The following is an 18,946-nucleotide window of genomic DNA, read 5'->3' on the forward strand; positions in this document are numbered from 1 at the left end:
CATCGTTGATAAGGGGCAAGCGTTATGATCAAGGTCGGTATCGTCGGCGGCACGGGTTACACCGGGGTCGAACTGTTGCGTCTGCTGGCGCAGCATCCTCAGGCCGAAGTCGCGGTCATCACCTCGCGCTCGGAAGCCGGTGTGGCAGTGGCCGATATGTACCCGAACCTGCGTGGTCATTACGACGGCCTGGCCTTCAGCGTGCCCGACAGCAAGGCCCTGGCGGCCTGTGACGTGGTGTTCTTTGCCACCCCGCACGGCGTTGCCCACGCCCTGGCTGGCGAGTTGCTGGCGGCCGGTACCCGAGTTATCGACCTGTCGGCTGACTTCCGCCTGCAGGACGCGGTCGAGTGGGGCAAGTGGTACGGCCAGCCGCACGGTGCGCCGGAGCTGCTCAAGGATGCGGTCTATGGTTTGCCTGAGGTGAACCGCGAGAAGATCCGTCAGGCACGTCTGATCGCTGTGCCGGGCTGCTATCCAACCGCTACCCAGCTTGGCCTGTTGCCGTTGCTCGAAGCTGGCCTGGCCGATCCATCGCGCTTGATCGCCGACTGCAAGTCCGGGGTCAGCGGTGCGGGGCGTGGGGCTGCGGTCGGTTCGCTGTTCTGCGAATCCGGCGAAAGCATGAAGGCCTATGCGGTCAAAGGGCACCGCCACCTGCCAGAAATCAGCCAGGGCCTGCGTCTGGCGGCTGGCCAGGACATCGGCCTGACCTTCGTCCCGCACCTGACACCGATGATCCGCGGTATTCACGCCACGCTGTACGCAAATGTCGTCGACAAGTCGGTCGACCTGCAGGCCTTGTTCGAAAAACGCTACGCCGATGAACCGTTCGTCGATGTAATGCCGGCTGGCAGCCACCCGGAAACCCGCAGTGTGCGCGGCGCCAACGTCTGCCGTATCGCCGTACACCGGCCGCAAGGTGGTGACCTGGTGGTGGTGCTGTCGGTGATCGACAACCTGGTCAAGGGCGCATCAGGGCAGGCGGTACAGAACCTCAACATCCTGTTCGGCCTGGACGAGCGCATGGGCTTGTCCCACGCCGGCTTGCTACCTTGATCGCGGCGACCCGCCTTTTGCTGCGGCGTAAGGCGGGTCGACTGCTGCTTACGTATTGTTGACCATTTTTCTCGGAGAAGCGGATAATAGCCGCCATCGAGTTTTATGGCGGCACTGCGCCGGGAGAGTCAACATGAGCGTCGAATCCTTCACCCCCACGGCTTTGGAGTTCACCCAAGGTGCTGCAAGCAAGGTGAAGAACCTGGTCAGCGAAGAGGGCAATGCTCGTCTGAAGTTGCGCGTGTTCGTGACGGGCGGCGGCTGTTCGGGCTTCCAGTACGGCTTCACCTTCGATGAAGAAGTGGCGGACGACGACACCATCGTCGAGCGCGAAGGCGTTGCGCTGGTGGTCGATCCAATGAGCTACCAATACCTGGCTGGCGCCGAAGTCGATTACCAGGAAGGTCTGGAAGGCTCGCGTTTCGTGATCAAGAACCCTAACGCCACCACCACCTGTGGCTGCGGTTCTTCGTTCTCGATCTGAAGCAGGGCTGATTGGCAAAACGCCGCGCAATTGCGCGGCGTTTTGCATTCTGCGGGGGCGTTAAGCGGGGTAGACAGCGCCGAGCACGCGCAGGCCTTTGGCGGCGGTGACGCTGGGGCGATTGGCGGGGATGCCCTGCAGGCAGCAATGTGCCAGCCAGGCGAAGGCCATTGCCTCGACCCAGTCCGGGTCGACGCCATAGGCTGCGGTACTGGAGACCTCAGCGTCTGGCAACAGCTGCGCCAGGCGCTGCATCAAGGCGCCATTGCGCGCACCGCCGCCACACACCAGCAGGGCCTCGGTGGCGGTTTGGGCATTGCTCAGTGAGTCGATGATGCTGCGGGCAGTCAGCTCGAGCAGCGTGGCCTGCACGTCTTCGTCGCGGTAGGCGGGCAATGCTGCCAGATGGGCTTGCAGCCATGGCAGGTTGAATACCTCGCGACCGGTGCTTTTCGGGCCGCTGCCGGCGAAGAACGGGTCACTCAGCAGGCGTTTCAACAGCGGCTCCATGATCACGCCGCTTGCCGCCCAATTGCCATCAGCGTCATATGCCTGGCCGCGCTTGCGCTCGATCCAGGCATCCATCAGCACGTTGCCGGGGCCGCAGTCGAAGCCGTGCACTGGCGTGTTCTGCTCGATCAGGCTGAGGTTGCTGAAGCCGCCGACATTGAGTACTGCCAGGCGCTGACCAAGGTGGCCGAACAGCGATTCATGGAAAGCTGGCACCAGTGGCGCGCCTTGGCCACCGGCGGCAACATCGCGCCGACGAAAGTCTGCTACTACGCAAATCTCGGTCAGCTCGGCCAGTAACGCCGGGTTGCCAATCTGCACGGTGAAGCCGCGTGCAGGCTCGTGACGGATGGTCTGGCCGTGGCTGCCGATAGCGCGAATGTCATCAGCTTGCAGGCCTTGTGTGGCCAGCAGTTGCGCGATGCCCTCGGCGGCGAGGGTGGCCCAGCTGTTCTCGGCCAGGCAGGCGCGGGCTATTTCATCATGGCCGCTGGCGCACAGGCTCAGCAACTGCTGGCGCAGATCGGCGGGCATCGGGGTGTAGTGGGTGGCAAGCAGCCGCAGCTGCTCACCTTGTTCGATCAAGGCGATGTCCAGGCCGTCGAGGCTGGTCCCGGACATCACTCCCAGATAGAGCGCCATGACTCAGCGCTTGTTCGCGGCGAGCAGGGTGGCCTTTTCCTGGTCCATGCGGGCAACCAATGGCTGACTTTGCTGGAGGAAGCGCTGGCGCTCGGACTTGGCGATCGGATCAGCCATCGGCACCTTCTGGCTCAGCGGGTCGACGTGGACACCACCTACCTGGAACTCGTAGTGCAAGTGTGGGCCGGTCGACAGGCCGGTAGTACCGATATAGCCGATGATCTGCCCTTGCTTGACCGTGCTGCCGGTCTTGACGCCTTTGGCGAAGCCTTGCATGTGGCCGTAGAGGGTCTTGTAACGGTTGCCGTGGGCAATGATCACAGTGTTGCCGTAACCACCACGACGGCCTGCCAGTTCGACACGACCATCGCCTGCAGCCTTGATGGGCGTACCGCGAGGGGCCGCGTAGTCGACACCCTTGTGTGCGCGAATCTTGTTCAGGATTGGATGCTTGCGGCCATTGGAGAAGCGCGAGCTGATGCGGGCGAAATCTACCGGAGTACGGATGAACGCCTTGCGCAGGCTGTTGCCGTCAGCGGTGTAGTAGTTGGTGTTGCCTTGTTTGTTGGTGTAGCGCACTGCGGTGTAGGTCTTGCCGCGGTTGGTGAAGCGGGCCGAGAGGATATTGCCGGTGCCGACCACCTTGCCGTCCATGACCTTCTGCTCGTAGACCACGTCGAATTCGTCACCAGGGCGGATGTCCTGTGCGAAGTCGATGTCGTAGCCCAGTACACGGGCCATGTCCATGGTCATGCTGTGCGACAGCCCGGCACGCTGGGCCGAGGCCGACAGTGAGCTCTTGATCACGCCGTGGGCATAGGCAGTGCGCACGACCGGTTTGCTGACTTCGCGCTCGAAGCTGTAACCCTTGTCGGTCTTGCTCAGGCGAATGGTTTCGAGGTTGCTGACCTTACTGTGCAGGGTGGTCAACTGGCCGTCTTTATCCAGTTCGAACTGCAGTACCTGGCCATGCTTGAGCTGGCTGAACTGCTTGGCTTGCTTGCCGCTGGCGAGCACGTCGTGGACCACGTTGGACGGCAGGCCGACCTTGGCGAACAGGGTCGACAGGGTGTCGCCGCGGGCGACGGTCACTTCACGATGGCCTGGCGCCTTGGGTGCTTCAACCGGTGCTTCGGTCTTGGCGGTGTTCTCGGCCGGGGTAGCGGCGTTGTCGATCTGGGCAAATGGCGAGGCTTGCTCGGCAGGTGCCTGCAGCATGGGTGCTGCGTTGGCTTCGTCTTTGAGCTGCTCGGCGGGTGTTTCCAGCTCGAGATTGAGGGTGGTTTTCTTGGCTTCGACTTCGCTTGAAGGGAATACCAGCAAGGCCAGGCTGAGGAGGGCGGCAATGCCGCTCGCGGCCACCAGATGGCTTTTCGGATAAAGCGGCGGCGCTTTAGGCGTTTCTTTAGGCATAGGAAGGTGACTTTGAAAAGGTGAATGAAAAAAGTGAAATAGAAAAGATGAATGACATGATGAAGATGAAATAACTGTATAAAATATAACCAAAAGCAGTTTCGCGCAAGGGCGCATAGACGTCAACAGCGCCCGTTCGGGTCACATCTCGTTGCCAAACTTGTATTTGATGGCCGATCTTGTATGGTTGGCTGCCTTTGAATCTGAGCCTTGCGGGTTTTCTATGAAGTCGGTTGAAGAGCAGCTGGCGCTTATCAAGCGCGGTGCGGAAGAGGTATTGGTCGAGTCGGAGCTGGTCGAAAAGCTCAAGCGCGGTCAGCCGCTGCGTATCAAGGCGGGCTTTGACCCGACCGCGCCGGATCTGCACCTGGGGCACACGGTCCTGATCAACAAGCTGCGCCAGTTCCAGGAGCTGGGGCATCAGGTGATCTTCCTGATTGGCGATTTCACTGGCATGATCGGTGATCCAAGCGGCAAGAGCACCACCCGCCCGCCGCTGACCCGCGAGCAGGTCCTCGACAATGCCGAGACCTATAAACAGCAGGTGTTCAAGATTCTCGACCCGGCCAAGACCGAAGTCGCGTTCAACTCCACCTGGATGGACCAGCTGAGCCCCGCCGATTTCATTCGCCTGTCGTCGCAGTACACCGTGGCGCGGATGCTCGAGCGTGACGACTTCGACAAGCGTTACACCAGCAACCAGCCGATCGCGATCCACGAATTCCTCTACCCGCTGGTGCAGGGCTACGACTCGGTAGCGCTGAAATCCGACGTCGAACTGGGCGGTACCGATCAGAAATTCAACCTGCTGATGGGGCGTGAGCTGCAGCGTGCCTACGGCCAGGAAGCACAGAGCATCGTTACCATGCCGCTGCTCGAGGGCCTGGACGGCGTCAAGAAGATGTCCAAGTCGCTGGGTAACTATGTCGGTATCCAGGAAGCGCCGGGAGTGATGTACAGCAAGCTGGTGTCTATCCCGGATTCGCTGATGTGGCGTTACTTCGAGCTGCTGAGCTTCCGCTCCATGGAAGAGATCGAGCAGTTCCGCGCCGATGTCGAGCAGGGCGCCAACCCGCGCGACATCAAGATCAAACTGGCGGAAGAAATCGTCGCTCGCTTCCATGGTGAGGAGGCTGCGGCCAATGCGCACCGCGCTGCCGGTAACCGGATGAAGGATGGCGAGCTGCCGGAGGACATCCCTGAGGTGACGGTCGCTGCTGTCGAGTCGATGCCGATTGCTGCAATCCTGAACAAGGCTGGCCTGGTCAAGAACTCGGCTGCAGCGCGGGACTTGCTGGCTGCGGGTAGCGTGAAGGTTGATGGCGAAGTGGTTGATCGCAGCTTTGTGTTTGCCTTGGGTGCGACCCATGTGTGTCAGGCAGGCAAGAAAGCCTTTGCGCGGGTTTCGCTGAAGGCAGAGTGATGTTTGCTTCTATATAGAGTGCTTGGCTGTATAGAGAGAGCGGGGAGGCCGAAAGGCCTCCCCGCTTTTGTTTGTGCGGGCCAAATGCAAAAAGCTGAAATTAACGGTTGACTGGGTTTCATATGCGCTTATAATGCGCCCCACTTCCAGCGTAGTTGGAGCGGAAAACTCCTAGAGTTTCAAAGAGTTAGAAGTTTCATTAGTGCTGCAAGGGCTTCGATCGAAAGATCGCCAGCGGTGAAAAAGGCAGTTGACAGCAGGTTGTAACGCTGTAGAATTCGCCTCCCGCTACGAGAGATCGCAAGCGAGTCAAGTGTTTGAAGTTGAACGAGTTTCTCGCAAAATACTTCGAAATAAACGCTTGACAGACACAGAGGAAAGCGTAGAATGCGCGCCTCGGTTGAGACGAAACGCTCAACCAACCGCTCTTTAACAAATTGAATCAAGCAATTCGTGTGGGTGCTTGTGAGTATGGTTTGATAGTCGCCAAGATTATCAGCATCACAAGTGGCCACATGAGAAATCATAGTAGTCATTTGAGATTGCTGAGCCAAGTTTAGGGTTTCTTAAAAACCCAAGCAGTATTGAACTGAAGAGTTTGATCATGGCTCAGATTGAACGCTGGCGGCAGGCCTAACACATGCAAGTCGAGCGGATGAGAAGAGCTTGCTCTTCGATTCAGCGGCGGACGGGTGAGTAATGCCTAGGAATCTGCCTGGTAGTGGGGGACAACGTTTCGAAAGGAACGCTAATACCGCATACGTCCTACGGGAGAAAGCAGGGGACCTTCGGGCCTTGCGCTATCAGATGAGCCTAGGTCGGATTAGCTAGTTGGTGAGGTAATGGCTCACCAAGGCGACGATCCGTAACTGGTCTGAGAGGATGATCAGTCACACTGGAACTGAGACACGGTCCAGACTCCTACGGGAGGCAGCAGTGGGGAATATTGGACAATGGGCGAAAGCCTGATCCAGCCATGCCGCGTGTGTGAAGAAGGTCTTCGGATTGTAAAGCACTTTAAGTTGGGAGGAAGGGCAGTAAGCGAATACCTTGCTGTTTTGACGTTACCGACAGAATAAGCACCGGCTAACTCTGTGCCAGCAGCCGCGGTAATACAGAGGGTGCAAGCGTTAATCGGAATTACTGGGCGTAAAGCGCGCGTAGGTGGTTTGTTAAGTTGGATGTGAAAGCCCCGGGCTCAACCTGGGAACTGCATCCAAAACTGGCAAGCTAGAGTACAGTAGAGGGTGGTGGAATTTCCTGTGTAGCGGTGAAATGCGTAGATATAGGAAGGAACACCAGTGGCGAAGGCGACCACCTGGACTGATACTGACACTGAGGTGCGAAAGCGTGGGGAGCAAACAGGATTAGATACCCTGGTAGTCCACGCCGTAAACGATGTCAACTAGCCGTTGGAATCCTTGAGATTTTAGTGGCGCAGCTAACGCATTAAGTTGACCGCCTGGGGAGTACGGCCGCAAGGTTAAAACTCAAATGAATTGACGGGGGCCCGCACAAGCGGTGGAGCATGTGGTTTAATTCGAAGCAACGCGAAGAACCTTACCAGGCCTTGACATGCAGAGAACTTTCCAGAGATGGATTGGTGCCTTCGGGAACTCTGACACAGGTGCTGCATGGCTGTCGTCAGCTCGTGTCGTGAGATGTTGGGTTAAGTCCCGTAACGAGCGCAACCCTTGTCCTTAGTTACCAGCACGTTATGGTGGGCACTCTAAGGAGACTGCCGGTGACAAACCGGAGGAAGGTGGGGATGACGTCAAGTCATCATGGCCCTTACGGCCTGGGCTACACACGTGCTACAATGGTCGGTACAGAGGGTCGCCAAGCCGCGAGGTGGAGCTAATCTCACAAAACCGATCGTAGTCCGGATCGCAGTCTGCAACTCGACTGCGTGAAGTCGGAATCGCTAGTAATCGCGAATCAGAATGTCGCGGTGAATACGTTCCCGGGCCTTGTACACACCGCCCGTCACACCATGGGAGTGGGTTGCACCAGAAGTAGCTAGTCTAACCTTCGGGAGGACGGTTACCACGGTGTGATTCATGACTGGGGTGAAGTCGTAACAAGGTAGCCGTAGGGGAACCTGCGGCTGGATCACCTCCTTAATCGAAGACATCAGCCTGCTGATGAGCTCCCACACGAATTGCTTGATTCACTTGTATAAAGACGATGCTGTAACGTGACCCTGTTATAGGTCTGTAGCTCAGTTGGTTAGAGCGCACCCCTGATAAGGGTGAGGTCGGCAGTTCAAATCTGCCCAGACCTACCATTGCAGATACACGGGGCCATAGCTCAGCTGGGAGAGCGCCTGCCTTGCACGCAGGAGGTCAGCGGTTCGATCCCGCTTGGCTCCACCATTTTGCTTCACGCAGCACAGCGCGTCAGAACTTAGAAATGAACATTCGTTGATGAATGTTGATTTCTGACTTTTGTCAGATCGTTCTTTAAAAATTCGGATATGTGATAGAAATAGACTGACATGCACTTTCACTGGTGTGTGATCAGGCTAAGGTAAAATTTGTGAATGCTCGAAAGGGCAGTACGAATTTTCGGCGAATGTCGTCTTCACAGTATAACCAGATTGCTTGGGGTTATATGGTCAAGTGAAGAAGCGCATACGGTGGATGCCTTGGCAGTCAGAGGCGATGAAAGACGTGGTAGCCTGCGATAAGCTTTGGGGAGTCGGCAAACAGACTGTGATCCAGAGATCTCTGAATGGGGGAACCCACTCAGCATAAGCTGAGTATCTTGTACTGAATACATAGGTGCAAGAGGCGAACCAGGGGAACTGAAACATCTAAGTACCCTGAGGAAAAGAAATCAACCGAGATTCCCTTAGTAGTGGCGAGCGAACGGGGACCAGCCCTTAAGTTGGTTTGAGATTAGTGGAACGCTCTGGAAAGTGCGGCCGTAGTGGGTGATAGCCCCGTACACGAAAATCTCTTATCAATGAAATCGAGTAGGACGGAGCACGAGAAACTTTGTCTGAACATGGGGGGACCATCCTCCAAGGCTAAATACTACTGACTGACCGATAGTGAACCAGTACCGTGAGGGAAAGGCGAAAAGAACCCCGGAGAGGGGAGTGAAATAGATCCTGAAACCGTATGCGTACAAGCAGTGGGAGCCTACTTGTTAGGTGACTGCGTACCTTTTGTATAATGGGTCAGCGACTTATATTCAGTGGCGAGCTTAACCGAATAGGGGAGGCGTAGCGAAAGCGAGTCTTAATAGGGCGTTTAGTCGCTGGGTATAGACCCGAAACCGGGCGATCTATCCATGGGCAGGTTGAAGGTTGGGTAACACTAACTGGAGGACCGAACCGACTACCGTTGAAAAGTTAGCGGATGACCTGTGGATCGGAGTGAAAGGCTAATCAAGCTCGGAGATAGCTGGTTCTCCTCGAAAGCTATTTAGGTAGCGCCTCATGTATCACTGTAGGGGGTAGAGCACTGTTTCGGCTAGGGGGTCATCCCGACTTACCAAACCGATGCAAACTCCGAATACCTACAAGTGCCGAGCATGGGAGACACACGGCGGGTGCTAACGTCCGTCGTGAAAAGGGAAACAACCCAGACCGTCAGCTAAGGTCCCAAAGTCATGGTTAAGTGGGAAACGATGTGGGAAGGCTTAGACAGCTAGGAGGTTGGCTTAGAAGCAGCCACCCTTTAAAGAAAGCGTAATAGCTCACTAGTCGAGTCGGCCTGCGCGGAAGATGTAACGGGGCTCAAACCATGCACCGAAGCTACGGGTATCACCTTTTGGTGATGCGGTAGAGGAGCGTTCTGTAAGCCTGTGAAGGTGAGTTGAGAAGCTTGCTGGAGGTATCAGAAGTGCGAATGCTGACATGAGTAACGACAATGCGAGTGAAAAACTTGCACGCCGAAAGACCAAGGTTTCCTGCGCAACGTTAATCGACGCAGGGTTAGTCGGTCCCTAAGGCGAGGCTGAAAAGCGTAGTCGATGGAAAACAGGTTAATATTCCTGTACTTCCGATTGTTGCGATGGAGGGACGGAGAAGGCTAGGCCAGCTTGGCGTTGGTAGTCCAAGTTTAAGGTGGTAGGCTGAGATCTTAGGCAAATCCGGGATCTCAAGGCCGAGAGCTGATGACGAGTTGCCTTTAGGCGACGAAGTGGTTGATGCCATGCTTCCAAGAAAAGCTCCTAAGCTTCAGACAATCGGGAACCGTACCCCAAACCGACACAGGTGGTTAGGTAGAGAATACCAAGGCGCTTGAGAGAACTCGGGTGAAGGAACTAGGCAAAATGGCACCGTAACTTCGGGAGAAGGTGCGCCGGCGAAGGTGAAGGGTTTACCCCGTAAGCTTTTGCCGGTCGAAGATACCAGGCCGCTGCGACTGTTTATTAAAAACACAGCACTCTGCAAACACGAAAGTGGACGTATAGGGTGTGACGCCTGCCCGGTGCCGGAAGGTTAATTGATGGGGTTAGCGCAAGCGAAGCTCTTGATCGAAGCCCCGGTAAACGGCGGCCGTAACTATAACGGTCCTAAGGTAGCGAAATTCCTTGTCGGGTAAGTTCCGACCTGCACGAATGGCGTAACGATGGCGGCGCTGTCTCCACCCGAGACTCAGTGAAATTGAAATCGCTGTGAAGATGCAGTGTATCCGCGGCTAGACGGAAAGACCCCGTGAACCTTTACTATAGCTTTGCACTGGACTTTGAATTTGCTTGTGTAGGATAGGTGGGAGGCTTTGAAGTGGGGACGCCAGTTCTCATGGAGCCACTCTTGAAATACCACCCTGGCAACTTTGAGGTTCTAACTCAGGTCCGTTATCCGGATCGAGGACAGTGTATGGTGGGTAGTTTGACTGGGGCGGTCTCCTCCCAAAGAGTAACGGAGGAGTACGAAGGTGCGCTCAGACCGGTCGGAAATCGGTCGTAGAGTATAAAGGCAAAAGCGCGCTTGACTGCGAGACCCACACGTCGAGCAGGTACGAAAGTAGGTCTTAGTGATCCGGTGGTTCTGTATGGAAGGGCCATCGCTCAACGGATAAAAGGTACTCCGGGGATAACAGGCTGATACCGCCCAAGAGTTCATATCGACGGCGGTGTTTGGCACCTCGATGTCGGCTCATCACATCCTGGGGCTGAAGCCGGTCCCAAGGGTATGGCTGTTCGCCATTTAAAGTGGTACGCGAGCTGGGTTTAGAACGTCGTGAGACAGTTCGGTCCCTATCTGCCGTGGACGTTTGAGATTTGAGAGGGGCTGCTCCTAGTACGAGAGGACCGGAGTGGACGAACCTCTGGTGTTCCGGTTGTCACGCCAGTGGCATTGCCGGGTAGCTATGTTCGGAAGAGATAACCGCTGAAAGCATCTAAGCGGGAAACTTGCCTCAAGATGAGATCTCACTGGGATCTAGAATCCCCTGAAGGGCCGTCGAAGACTACGACGTTGATAGGTTGGGTGTGTAAGCGCTGTGAGGCGTTGAGCTAACCAATACTAATTGCCCGTGAGGCTTGACCATATAACACCCAAGCAATTTGCTCATGCAGGTTGCGGTGGTGAAGACGAAACGCCGAAGATTCGTACACAAACATCACATATCCGAATTTGCTGGGCCGTTCATCTGGACGTTCTGGCTACAGAATTTCTTGACGACAATAGAGCATTGGAACCACCTGATCCCATCCCGAACTCAGTAGTGAAACGATGCATCGCCGATGGTAGTGTGGGGTCTCCCCATGTGAGAGTAGGTCATCGTCAAGATTCATTTCGCAAAACCCCTATCTGCGCGAGCAGGTAGGGGTTTTGTCTTTTCCGCGATCCGGATATCTGGGGTCGCAAAGCGGCACTAGCTCTCCATCTGACTGCCTGGCACTCTCAGGGCGCCGCGAACATTTCGCTCTATAGCTAGGCCCTGGGTCGCGTTTTCCTATGCAAGCCAGCAGGCCATGGCTATCATTCCAGCCTTATTCAAAGTCGAGACTGGCATGCTGAAGTTGTTGAATCTCCTCAAGGATGGCCGGTTTCATTCCGGGCAGGCTCTAGGGGAAGCTCTCGGAGTGAGCCGCAGCGCCGTCTGGAAGCAGCTGCAGCATCTGGAATCCGAATTGAATCTGTCTATCCACAAGGTGCGCGGTCGCGGCTACCAGTTGGCAGCGCCGTTGGCACTGCTTGATGCCGGCGTCATCGCTGCGCAATCCGAAGGTGAACTGTGGCCGCTGTACATCCATGACGCTATCGACTCGACCAATGCCGAGGCCCTTAGAGCAGTAGGGCAGGGCCAGGCCGCCCCCTTTGTGGTGCTGGCCGAGCGGCAAAGTGCTGGTCGGGGCAGGCGCGGCCGGCAGTGGGTGAGCCCATTTGCCGAAAACCTGTATTACAGTCTGGTGCTCCGGATCGAAGGCGGCATGCGTCAGCTCGAAGGCCTGAGCCTGGTCGTAGGGTTGGCTGTCATGCGCACCTTGCACGGGTTTGGTGTAGAGCAGGCTGGCCTGAAATGGCCCAATGACGTGCTGGTTGCCGAGCAAAAGATCGCTGGCATCCTGCTTGAGCTGGTGGGCGACCCGGCCGATGTCTGCCATGTGGTAATAGGTGTCGGGATCAACGTCAACATGCAGACCAACGACCAGGTCGATCAGCAATGGACGTCAATGAAGCGTGAAGCCGGCGCGCCGATCGATCGCAATCTGCTTGTTGCGCGACTCAATGTGCAGCTGCAGCATGAGTTGGCTCGCCATCGTCGTTATGGCTTTGCCGCGTTCCAGGAAGAATGGGAGCAGGCGCATGTCTGGCAGGGGCGCAAAGTCGCGCTGATCGCTGGTACGAGCCATACCCATGGCATCGTCCGTGGGGTAGATGGGCAGGGTGGATTGCGGCTTGAGGTTGACGGTGTGGAAAAGAGCTTCAGCGGTGGTGAGCTCAGTCTGAGGTTGCGTGATGATTCTTGAGCTCGATTGCGGTAACAGCTTTATCAAGTGGCGCGTCATTCATGCCAGTGACGCCACTATTGTTGGCGGTGGGATTGTCGACTCGGATCAGGCCCTGCTTTTCGCTGTTCTGGGCTTACCTTCGTTGCACCTGCAAGGCTGCCGAATCGTCAGCGTGCGCAGTGAGGAAGAAACCGCGGCGTTGCGCGCCGTTCTGTTTGCCGAGTTTGCCATAGATGCCCAGGTAGCCTTGCCAGCGCAGGCCATGGCCGGTGTGCGCAATGGCTATGAAGATTACCAGCGGCTGGGCATGGATCGCTGGTTGGCCGTGTTGGGTGCTTATCATCTGGCCAAAGGCGCATGCCTGGTGATCGATCTCGGGACCGCAGCGAAGGCTGACTTCGTTGCTGCAGATGGCGAGCATCTAGGTGGCTACATCTGCCCAGGGATGCCGCTGATGCGTAGCCAGTTGCGCACGCATACCCGGCGCATTCGTTATGACGATGCCTCGGCGGAGCGGGCGCTGAACACGCTCGCCCCCGGCCGTTCTACAGTCGAAGCGGTCGAACGCGGTTGCGTGCTCATGCTGCAAGGGTTTGCTCGAACCCAGATCGAGCAGGCGCGGGCGTTGTGGGGCGACAGCTTTACCGTATTCCTCACGGGTGGTGATGCGCCGCTTGTTCGCGATGCGGCTCCGCAGGCGCGAATCGTGCCGGATCTGGTATTTGTCGGCTTGGCCATGGCTTGTCCACTGGATTGAGGTGCCTATGCGTTGGTTGTTTCTGTTGCTGTTGGTGCTTAACGTCGTTTTTTACGTGTGGCATCAGCAGGAGGCGCCGTTGAGAGTCAAAGAGGTCGCGCCGCTCTCTCTTTATAAAGGTAATCAGCAGGAGATCCGCTTGCTGCGCGAAACAGGTGCCGCGGCGCCGGCGCGCCGCCGCGATGAATGCCTGGTAGTGGGTGGCCTGCCCAGCAAGGAGCAGATCGATGCGCTGCGCCAGCGGCTGCTGAGCTTGGACATTGACACGCAGCTCGTGGCTGGCCAACTGCCGGGAGCTGACGGCCAGTGGCTAAAGGTTGCAGTTGAAAGCGAGCGTTTGCTGGACCAATCAATGGTCGAGAGTCTTTCCAAGGATTTCAAAGACTTAAAACGTAAAATTATTTTCTGCGGGGGTATTGCAACTGCTGAATAGCTTGATAGAATGGCGCCCGCTTCGCAGGGAACACCACTCAGGTGGTAGGACCGGAAGTTGTTGTCAAAGCAGCTAACTTCAAGATTTAATTGAAAAAAAGCTTGACAGCAGGACGGCAAAAGCTGAAAATGCCGCCCACGCTCAGGAGGGGTTCCCGAGCGGCCAAAGGGAGCAGACTGTAAATCTGCCGTCTTCGACTTCGAAGGTTCGAATCCTTCCCCCTCCACCATTTTAGCGAGAGCCGCAAGCTCCGCGGGTATAGTTTAGTGGTAGAACCTCAGCCTTCCAAGCTGATGATGCGGGTTCGATTCCCGCTACCCGCTCCAAGTTTGCTGTTATTGCACATTGTTTCGCTCTTGTAGCTCAGTTGGTAGAGCACACCCTTGGTAAGGGTGAGGTCAGCGGTTCAAGTCCGCTCAAGAGCTCCATATAACAAGGCAGATATGAAAATATCTGCCTTTGTTTTATCGGTAGTAGTGACTATTTTCTTCTGCGGAGGACTGTTCGATGGCTAAGGAAAAGTTTGATCGTTCCCTACCACACGTAAACGTTGGCACTATCGGCCACGTTGACCATGGTAAAACCACTCTGACCGCAGCTCTGACTCGCGTCTGCTCCGAGGTGTTTGGTTCGGCAGTCGTCGACTTCGACAAGATCGACAGTGCTCCAGAAGAGAAAGCGCGTGGTATCACCATCAACACCGCGCACGTCGAGTACAACTCGAAGATCCGTCACTACGCTCACGTCGACTGCCCAGGTCATGCTGACTATGTGAAGAACATGATCACCGGTGCTGCGCAGATGGACGGCGCTATCCTGGTTTGCTCGGCCGCCGATGGTCCGATGCCACAAACCCGTGAGCACATCCTGCTGTCCCGTCAGGTTGGCGTTCCGTACATCGTGGTCTTCCTGAACAAGGCTGACCTGGTAGACGACGCTGAGCTGCTGGAACTGGTCGAGATGGAAGTTCGCGACCTGCTGTCCACCTATGACTTCCCAGGCGACGACACTCCGATCATCATCGGTTCGGCTCGTATGGCTCTGGAAGGCAAAGACGACAACGAGATGGGCACCACTGCCGTCAAGAAACTGGTAGAAACTCTGGACAGCTACATCCCAGAGCCAGAGCGCGCTATCGACAAGCCGTTCCTGATGCCAATCGAAGACGTATTCTCGATCTCGGGTCGTGGTACCGTTGTTACCGGTCGTATCGAGCGTGGCATCGTCCGTGTTCAAGACGCACTGGAAATCGTTGGTCTGCGTGACACCACCACCACCACCTGCACCGGTGTTGAAATGTTCCGCAAGCTGCTCGACGAAGGTCGTGCTGGCGAGAACTGTGGCGTTCTGCTGCGTGGTACCAAGCGTGACGACGTTGAGCGTGGCCAGGTTCTGGTCAAGCCAGGTTCGGTCAAGCCGCACACCAAGTTCACTGCAGAAGTTTACGTTCTGTCGAAAGAAGAAGGCGGTCGTCACACTCCGTTCTTCAAAGGCTACCGTCCTCAGTTCTACTTCCGTACTACTGACGTGACCGGTAACTGCCAGCTGCCGGAAGGCGTTGAGATGGTAATGCCAGGTGACAACATCCAGATGGAAGTCACTCTGATCAAGACCATCGCAATGGAAGACGGTCTGCGCTTCGCTATCCGTGAAGGCGGTCGTACCGTCGGTGCCGGCGTCGTAGCAAAAATTATTGAATAAGTAGTTGATTTCATAAGATCAGGTCGGCATAATGGCCGGCCTGGTACAGTGTTAAAGGTCAGTAGCTCAATTGGCAGAGCGACGGTCTCCAAAACCGTAGGTTGGGGGTTCGATTCCCTCCTGACCTGCCATTCACCTCGGTGTGATTGGCTTTCTTCTCACAGGATCCTCCTCGATGACTCCCAAAACTGAAGCCCAAGATTCGCGTTTTGATCTTTTCAAGTGGCTCGCTGTTGTTGTACTGGTAGTCGTTGGTGTCGTGGGTAATCAGTATTACTCCGCCTCTCCGATTCTGTACCGCGTACTCGCACTTCTAGCTCTGGCTGCTGCTGCTGGCTTCGTTGCCTTGCAGACTGCAAAGGGCAAGTCGTTCTTTGCGTTGGCGAAGGAAGCTCGTACCGAGATCCGTAAAGTCGTGTGGCCGACCCGCCAAGAAACCATGCAAACCACGCTTATCGTTGTGGTCGTTGTATTGGTTATGGCGCTGCTGCTGTGGGGTCTCGACTCCCTGCTCGGCTGGGCGGTTTCCTTGATTGTTGGCTAAGGGTGTCCCGTGGCTAAGCGTTGGTACGTTGTGCATGCTTACTCGGGTTACGAGAAGCATGTGATGCGCTCTTTGACTGAGCGTGTCAAGCTGGCTGGCATGGAAGACGGTTTCGGCGAAATTCTGGTTCCGACCGAAGAAGTCGTCGAAATGCGTAATGGCCAGAAGCGCAAGAGCGAGCGTAAGTTCTTCCCTGGCTATGTATTGGTCCAGATGGAAATGAACGAAGGTACTTGGCACCTTGTCAAGGATACCCCTCGTGTAATGGGCTTCATTGGTGGTACTGCAGACAAGCCTGCACCGATCACCGATAAAGAAGCTGAGGCTATTCTGCGTCGCGTTGCCGACGGCAGCGACAAGCCGAAGCCAAAAACGCTCTTTGAGCCAGGTGAAGTGGTTCGTGTTGTTGACGGTCCCTTTGCTGATTTCAACGGTACCGTTGAAGAAGTTAACTACGAGAAGAGCCGGCTCCAGGTGGCGGTGCTCATTTTCGGTCGTTCCACTCCGGTGGAGCTCGAGTTCGGCCAGGTCGAGAAGGTCTAGGCGAACGACGCATCCCATACCCCGCAGCCCTATGTGCTGCGGGGTTTTGTCGTCACTGGGATAAAACGCACGTAATCCGGGGAGCCTTCAGGCGTTCGTACCCGATATTGGAGTAGCTCATGGCTAAGAAGATTCAGGCTTACATCAAGCTGCAAGTAAAGGCCGGCCAGGCCAACCCTAGCCCACCCGTTGGTCCAGCACTGGGTCAACACGGTGTGAACATCATGGAATTCTGCAAGGCCTTCAACGCCCGTACTCAGGGTCAAGAAGCCGGCCTGCCGACTCCTGTGATCATCACTGTTTACAGTGACCGTAGCTTCACCTTCGAAACCAAAAGCACCCCTGCTTCGGTTCTGCTGAAAAAAGCAGCTGGCCTGACCAGCGGCTCCGCGCGTCCTAACACCGTCAAGGTGGGTACTGTGACCCGTGCTCAGCTGGAAGAGATCGCCAAGACCAAAGAGGCTGATCTGACTGCCGCTGACCTGGATGCAGCCGTGCGTACCATCGCCGGTTCTGCTCGCAGCATGGGCCTCAACGTGGAGGGTGTGTAATGGCTAAGCTGACCAAGCGCCAAAAGGCTATTGCTTCGAAAATCGAAGCTGGCAAAGTCTACAACTTCGAAGACGCAGCAGTGCTGCTGGCCGAACTCTCCACCGTGAAGTTCAGCGAATCCTTCGACGTTGCCGTCAACCTCGGTGTTGACCCGCGTAAATCCGACCAGGTCGTTCGTAGCGCTACTGTGCTGCCACACGGCACTGGCAAGACCGTACGCGTTGCCGTGTTCACCCAGGGTCCTGCTGCTGAAGCCGCTCTGGCTGCCGGCGCTGACCGCGTAGGCATGGACGATCTGGCTGCCGAAATGAAAGCCGGCGATCTGAACTACGACGTAGTCATCGCATCCCCGGATGCCATGCGCGTTGTTGGTCAACTCGGCCAGGTTCTCGGTCCTCGTGGCCTGATGCCTAACCCGAAGGTTGGTACCGTGACTCCAGACGTAGCTACCGCGGTTAAAAACGCCAAAGCTGGTCAGGTTCGCTACCGCACCGACAAAAACGGTATCATCCACACCTCCGTCGGCAAGGTTGGCTTCGAAGCCGGCAAGCTGAAGGAAAACGTTGAAGCCCTGATCGCTGATCTGAAGCGTATCAAGCCGGCTTCCTCGAAAGGTATCTACGTCAAGCGCGTTACCCTGAGCACCACTATGGGCCCAGGTCTGGTCATCGACCAGAGCTCGCTGGACGCGTAAGACAAAGCCGGCGTGCTCAGGCACGCCAGCTGCAAAAATTGGGGTCCCTGCCTGGCGGGGGCTATCCAAGACCGTAGGCGGCGCAAGCCTTAAACACCCAGCCTACGCAGATGGTGCTCCCGGTTCCTTACCGAATCAGACACCAAAACGACATCCGGCTTCGGCCAGATGAAACGGTAACAAGCAGGAGTTTTACCCGTGGCAATTAAACTCGAAGACAAGAAGGCCATCGTCGCTGAAGTCAACGAGGCTGCCAAAGTCGCTCTGTCCGCTGTCGTGGCTGATGCCCGTGGTGTGACTGTAGGCGCAATGACCGGACTCCGTAAAGAGGCTCGTGAAGCTGGCGTATACGTACGTGTTGTACGTAACACCCTGCTCAAGCGCGCTGTTGCTGATACTGACTTCAGTGTCCTCAACGACGCCTTCACAGGCCCGACCCTGATCGCTTTCTCCAACGAACACCCGGGCGCTGCTGCTCGTCTGTTCAAAGAGTTCGCCAAGGGTCAGGACAAGTTCGAGATCAAGGCAGCTGCGTTTGACGGCAAGTTCATTGCAGCGAACGAAATCGACGTGTTGGCTACCCTGCCGACCCGCGACGAAGCCATCGCAAGGCTGATGAGCGTTATCCAAGGCGCTACCAGCAAGCTGGCTCGTACCCTGGCAGCCATTCGCGACCAGAAAGAAGCTACCGCTGCCTAAGGCAACGAAGCGCTTTCAAAATCATACGTTTAATTTGATGGCTGCGTAGGCCTTCACCCCAATACAGGATTTAAGTCAATGTCCCTGACTAACGAACAAATCATCGAAGCAATCGGCCAGAAAACCGTTCTGGAAGTTGTTGAACTGATCAAAGCAATGGAAGAAACCTTCGGCGTGACCGCCGCTGTTGCCGCTGCTGGCCCAGCTGCTGCTGCCGCCGTTGTTGAAGAGCAGACCGAATTCAACGTCGTTCTGCTGGAAGCTGGCGAGAAGAAAGTAAACGTGATCAAGGCAGTTCGTGAACTGACCGGTCTCGGCCTGAAAGAAGCCAAAGAGAAAGTCGATGGCGCTCCTCAGGTTGTAGCTGAAGGCGTTTCGAAAGAAGCCGCTGAAGACGCTAAGAAGAAGCTGGAAGAAGCAGGCGCTAAAGTCGAACTGAAGTAATTTCGACTTTGCGACTCCAGCCGGAGCGTTGAGCTAAGGCTGACGGCTGGTGGCTTTTGCCACCGGCCTTTTTCCGTTATTGGCGGCCGACCAGGTCGGCCCCGATAACGTGCTGTAGCCACCTAGAGGGTGG

The 18,946-nt window shown here is 56.3% G+C and carries 16 protein-coding genes, 6 tRNA genes and 3 rRNA genes; 22 read left to right on the forward strand and 3 right to left on the reverse strand.

All coding sequences use genetic code 11. The features are described 5' to 3' along the window. The first annotated feature begins 24 nt into the window (after positions 1–24). Both argC and erpA read left to right on the forward strand, forming a co-directional pair. Positions 25–1,059 (forward strand): N-acetyl-gamma-glutamyl-phosphate reductase, encoded by a 1,035-nt coding sequence (gene argC / locus HU736_RS17610; RefSeq protein WP_101322361.1) that lies wholly within the window; start codon positions 25–27, stop codon positions 1,057–1,059. 133 nt (positions 1,060–1,192) lie between these two features. Beyond that, positions 1,193–1,543 (forward strand): iron-sulfur cluster insertion protein ErpA, encoded by a 351-nt coding sequence (gene erpA / locus HU736_RS17615; protein WP_103435172.1) that lies wholly within the window; start codon positions 1,193–1,195, stop codon positions 1,541–1,543. A 60-nt stretch (positions 1,544–1,603) separates the two neighbouring features. On the opposite strand, the gene HU736_RS17620 is transcribed toward erpA, so the two are convergent. Then, positions 1,604–2,695, reverse strand: a complete 1,092-nt coding sequence (locus HU736_RS17620) for an anhydro-N-acetylmuramic acid kinase (protein ID WP_186700386.1) — start codon at positions 2,693–2,695, stop codon at positions 1,604–1,606. A gap of 3 nt (positions 2,696–2,698) precedes the next feature. Then, positions 2,699–4,108, reverse strand: coding sequence for a peptidoglycan DD-metalloendopeptidase family protein (locus HU736_RS17625; RefSeq protein ID WP_150571184.1), 1,410 nt, complete (start codon positions 4,106–4,108; stop codon positions 2,699–2,701). Positions 4,109–4,331: 223 nt separating this feature from the next. Here HU736_RS17625 and tyrS point away from each other — a divergent pair, with 223 nt between their 5' ends. Continuing rightward, positions 4,332–5,531, forward strand: a complete 1,200-nt coding sequence (tyrS, locus tag HU736_RS17630; protein ID WP_101322357.1) for a tyrosine--tRNA ligase — start codon at positions 4,332–4,334, stop codon at positions 5,529–5,531. A 179-nt stretch (positions 5,532–5,710) separates the two neighbouring features. Here tyrS and HU736_RS17635 read toward each other — a convergent pair whose 3' ends face one another. Beyond that, positions 5,711–6,067: a hypothetical protein gene (locus HU736_RS17635; protein ID WP_217862392.1), complete on the reverse strand. Its 357-nt coding sequence runs from the start codon at positions 6,065–6,067 to the stop codon at positions 5,711–5,713. 50 nt (positions 6,068–6,117) lie between these two features. On the opposite strand from HU736_RS17635, the gene HU736_RS17640 reads away from it, so the two are divergent. The 19 genes from HU736_RS17640 (at position 6,118) to rplL (ending at position 18,813) form a co-directional block, all read left to right on the forward strand. Then, positions 6,118–7,654: ribosomal RNA gene (locus HU736_RS17640) — 16S ribosomal RNA — on the forward strand. A gap of 87 nt (positions 7,655–7,741) precedes the next feature. Further along, a tRNA-Ile gene (locus HU736_RS17645) sits at positions 7,742–7,818 on the forward strand. Positions 7,819–7,830: 12 nt separating this feature from the next. Further along, positions 7,831–7,906: transfer RNA gene (locus tag HU736_RS17650), tRNA-Ala, on the forward strand. 240 nt (positions 7,907–8,146) lie between these two features. Continuing rightward, positions 8,147–11,038 (forward strand): 23S ribosomal RNA (locus HU736_RS17655). 126 nt (positions 11,039–11,164) lie between these two features. Continuing rightward, positions 11,165–11,280: ribosomal RNA gene (rrf, locus tag HU736_RS17660) — 5S ribosomal RNA — on the forward strand. Together the 16S, 23S and 5S rRNA genes with 2 tRNA genes alongside form the textbook arrangement of a ribosomal RNA operon. 224 nt (positions 11,281–11,504) lie before the next feature. Further along, on the forward strand, positions 11,505–12,464 hold the full coding sequence (gene birA, locus HU736_RS17665; RefSeq protein WP_103438662.1) for a bifunctional biotin--[acetyl-CoA-carboxylase] ligase/biotin operon repressor BirA: 960 nt from the start codon (positions 11,505–11,507) through the stop codon (positions 12,462–12,464). Next, positions 12,454–13,203 carry a pantothenate kinase gene (locus HU736_RS17670; protein ID WP_186701595.1) on the forward strand — a complete coding sequence of 250 codons (750 nt, stop codon included), beginning with the start codon at positions 12,454–12,456 and terminating at the stop codon, positions 13,201–13,203. Before birA ends, HU736_RS17670 begins: the two co-directional genes overlap by 11 nt. Positions 13,204–13,210: 7 nt before the next feature. Further along, positions 13,211–13,636: a hypothetical protein gene (locus HU736_RS17675; protein WP_101322355.1), complete on the forward strand. Its 426-nt coding sequence runs from the start codon at positions 13,211–13,213 to the stop codon at positions 13,634–13,636. A gap of 144 nt (positions 13,637–13,780) precedes the next feature. Beyond that, positions 13,781–13,865, forward strand: a tRNA-Tyr gene (locus HU736_RS17680). Positions 13,866–13,888: 23 nt separating this feature from the next. Continuing rightward, positions 13,889–13,962, forward strand: a tRNA-Gly gene (locus HU736_RS17685). A 26-nt stretch (positions 13,963–13,988) separates the two neighbouring features. Next, positions 13,989–14,064: transfer RNA gene (locus tag HU736_RS17690), tRNA-Thr, on the forward strand. A gap of 79 nt (positions 14,065–14,143) precedes the next feature. Continuing rightward, positions 14,144–15,337 (forward strand): elongation factor Tu, encoded by a 1,194-nt coding sequence (gene tuf, locus HU736_RS17695; RefSeq protein WP_101322346.1) that lies wholly within the window; start codon positions 14,144–14,146, stop codon positions 15,335–15,337. Between the two features lie 55 nt (positions 15,338–15,392). After that, positions 15,393–15,468, forward strand: a tRNA-Trp gene (locus tag HU736_RS17700). A 44-nt stretch (positions 15,469–15,512) separates the two neighbouring features. Further along, complete coding sequence (gene secE / locus HU736_RS17705; protein WP_186701596.1) at positions 15,513–15,881, forward strand: preprotein translocase subunit SecE; 369 nt, start codon at positions 15,513–15,515, stop codon at positions 15,879–15,881. Positions 15,882–15,890: 9 nt separating this feature from the next. Further along, positions 15,891–16,424, forward strand: coding sequence for a transcription termination/antitermination protein NusG (nusG, locus tag HU736_RS17710; RefSeq protein ID WP_101322353.1), 534 nt, complete (start codon positions 15,891–15,893; stop codon positions 16,422–16,424). A 119-nt stretch (positions 16,425–16,543) separates the two neighbouring features. Beyond that, a complete protein-coding gene (gene rplK / locus HU736_RS17715) occupies positions 16,544–16,975 on the forward strand; it encodes a 50S ribosomal protein L11 (RefSeq protein WP_103435168.1) in 432 nt (143 codons plus the stop codon). Beyond that, a complete protein-coding gene (rplA, locus tag HU736_RS17720; RefSeq protein ID WP_101322351.1) occupies positions 16,975–17,670 on the forward strand; it encodes a 50S ribosomal protein L1 in 696 nt (231 codons plus the stop codon). The genes rplK and rplA overlap by 1 nt, the downstream gene beginning before the upstream one ends. A gap of 198 nt (positions 17,671–17,868) precedes the next feature. After that, on the forward strand, positions 17,869–18,369 hold the full coding sequence (gene rplJ, locus HU736_RS17725) for a 50S ribosomal protein L10 (RefSeq protein WP_103435167.1): 501 nt from the start codon (positions 17,869–17,871) through the stop codon (positions 18,367–18,369). 78 nt (positions 18,370–18,447) lie between these two features. Next, complete coding sequence (rplL, locus tag HU736_RS17730; protein WP_033703494.1) at positions 18,448–18,813, forward strand: 50S ribosomal protein L7/L12; 366 nt, start codon at positions 18,448–18,450, stop codon at positions 18,811–18,813. The last annotated feature ends 133 nt before the right edge of the window (positions 18,814–18,946 follow it).

Source organism: Pseudomonas shirazensis, from assembly GCF_014268785.2.
In the GTDB taxonomy this organism is placed as follows: Bacteria; Pseudomonadota; Gammaproteobacteria; order Pseudomonadales; family Pseudomonadaceae; genus Aquipseudomonas; species Aquipseudomonas shirazensis.